General features: G+C 66.3%; 1 protein-coding gene. It reads right to left on the bottom strand.

All coding sequences use genetic code 11. The features are described from left to right. Positions 1–322 precede the first annotated feature (322 nt). Entirely contained in the window at positions 323–1,210 is an 888-nt protein-coding gene (locus CXQ92_RS17415) for a cyclopropane-fatty-acyl-phospholipid synthase family protein (RefSeq protein ID WP_104169047.1), read from the bottom strand. Positions 1,211–2,454: the final 1,244 nt, after the last annotated feature.

Genomic DNA, 2,454 nt, shown 5'->3' with positions numbered 1-2,454 from the left:
GTAGGACACCGCCGGACAACCACTCACGAGCAAAGACCCCACCACGGTGGGGTCTTTCCTCGTTAACCACCCACCCACAACGAGCCGGCCCACCGATCCGGGCATCGTCCCGGCCGGAGCGGTGGCACGACACCCGCCTCAGCGGAACCATTCCCCCTATCGTGAAGAGCCGCTTCGGGTCCGCAGCCCGACCTTCAAGTTCCGAAGCATCGAGGGTGTCTGGTGCGCGCCTGTCCGCTCCCGCCGGAAGGCGTAGCAGGCCTGCGTGCCTGGGCCCTCTCGCTCTGTTCTTCCGGAGTTCGACCGGGAGTGGTGCTGGGGTTCAGGTCGGCTCCTGCTGCATCCACGTGGCGGATTCGGGTGGCACCCCGTTCTCCGCCGCCTTCGACAACGTGAATATCCCGTAGCGCATCGCACCGGTGCGGTAGGCCAGGATCAGGCGGGGGATGCTCAGAACGAAGATGCGATTGCGTGCGCCGAGGGCGAGGCGACGAGTCTCGCGATCGACGAGCAAGGTCTTCACAAGTCGACGGGCGCAAATGGTCCATGTACGCGCGACGCGGTGGCTGACATCCTCATAGCCAGTGAGCTCGAAGCCCGCAGCCGAAGCCATGGCCTCATAGTCCTCGCGCGTGCCCATCGATGGCAGGCGCCCCTCCCGGCAGATCGGCTCGAGCAGGTGGCGAACCTTCCACCTGCCGGCATCGGTCTCGGCGAGCCACGCGCAGACGACGAAACGGCCGCCGGGTGACAGCACGCGATGCGCCTCGGCAAAGAACCTGGGCTTGTCGACCATGTGCTCGCTCGACTCGATCGCCCACGCGGCATCGGCCGAGCCATCGGTCAACCCGTTGGCGAGCCAATCGCGCAGATGAATATCGACCTCGGGAAAGGGATGCGCGGAGGCGTAGTGGGCCTGCTCGGCGGAAAGCGTGAAGCCGGTGACACGAACACCGTGTGCCCTCGCGAGTTGCCGGGCAGTGGAACCGTAGCCGCAACCGATGTCGATGCACGCCTCGCCGGGAATGAGGTGCAGCCGACGGCCGACCGTGTCGGTCAGCGCCTCGACAGCTTCGGCGGGCGTCTCGTGCCCCGTCGCCCACAGCCCGTGGTGGACATGCTCACCCCACACCTGCCGATAGATCGGATCGAGCTCGTCGTAGTGATCTGCGACAGCCACGGCGTCCTGGGAAGCATCGGGGAGGATCATTTCCTCACGCTACAATGCCGATCCATCCCGTCGGAAGGTCCCGATCCACGACTCCACGATCCATTGGGGCTGAAGCCCTTTGCACGGATCGGTACGGGCAACGAGAGGGGATGGAGCTGCATTCCTCGCGATCCGAGCAGGATGCGCCCACGACCGCCCTTCGTCTGTCGCTTCGGCATGCAGAACACAGGGGAAAGCCCCACGGGGTATGTCAATGGATTCGCCCGTCACACCTTTGGGTGCAGTGTCCACGGGGACCCGTCGGAGCCCTGGTATCGACCCTGGACCAGCGTCGCTGACCGCAAGGAGACAGCGATGGGCCCGTCACCGATGCCGGCCGAACCGTCTTCCAGGTGGCGACGGGTCACTGCAGTCCACCTGCTGCGAAAGGTTCCTACGCGAGGTTCCCTGGCCGCCGGACTCGTATGAATCAAGGACGACCTCGTCCGAAGGCCCATTCACGGGACGGAAGCGCGTCAACCTGCCGCACCAGCTGCTCGACGCTCCGCCCGTGCCCGGGGGTCGGCTGCTCACAGGGAGAAGGAGCATTCCTCTCACGCGATTCTCGACTGCTCCGCGGTCCCATGATCGTCCGCCTTGAGTGCCGATACCCGGAGGGCGACGCCTCGAGGCAGGTACTGAACCCATTCAGGGTCCTGGGCCGGCCAGCACCGGCCCGGGGTTGCAAACGGTGTGGTCATGCGCACGAGGTTCGGCTGACGTCGCATCGGTTCACCATCCCGTTCCGAACGGCCGGATGATGAGGGGGGCGGCAGCCGAGGCCTCGGCTTCCTGCGGCACTGACTTGGAGCGAGGGTGACATCTCAGCGGGAGCTGCCGCTGCTGCCAACACCCGCTGGAAGCCTCTGCCAACACCCGCTGGAAGCCTCTGCCAACACCCGCTGGAAGCCTCTGCCGGCACCCGCTGGAAGCCTCTGCCAACACCCGCTGGAAGCCTCTGCCGGCACCCGCTGGAAGCCTTCGCCTGCCGGCGCCGTCCGGTAGCCGCCACTGCACCGTCGGCCGGCCGCTCTGCGGCGATGCCCGCCCCTGAAGGAGCTCTCCGACCGGAGGCTGCTGTCATGGCCAGGAGCACGCATGCAGGGTGGCGATCCGTCCGGCGCCGGTCCAGTTTGCCCGACCGCCGTACGACGTGTAGTGTTTCATGAGTTGCCCCGGTGTGGGTGGCCATCCCCTTCAAATTCTGTGGTCGGTTCGTGCGCTGTGAGGCGTGGTCGAATTCG

This window comes from Arthrobacter sp. SX1312 (genome assembly GCF_002929295.1).
Lineage (GTDB): Bacteria > Actinomycetota > Actinomycetes > Actinomycetales > Micrococcaceae > Arthrobacter_D.
Note: the sequence above shows the minus strand (reverse complement) of the source record. Positions and strands in the feature narration are given on the sequence as shown.

Bases quoted from the DNA above. Each gene is read 5' to 3' on its own strand.
- CXQ92_RS17415 (WP_104169047.1), bottom strand. From the start codon at position 1,210: ATGATCCTCCCCGATGCTTCCCAGGACGCCGTGGCTGTCGCAGATCAC.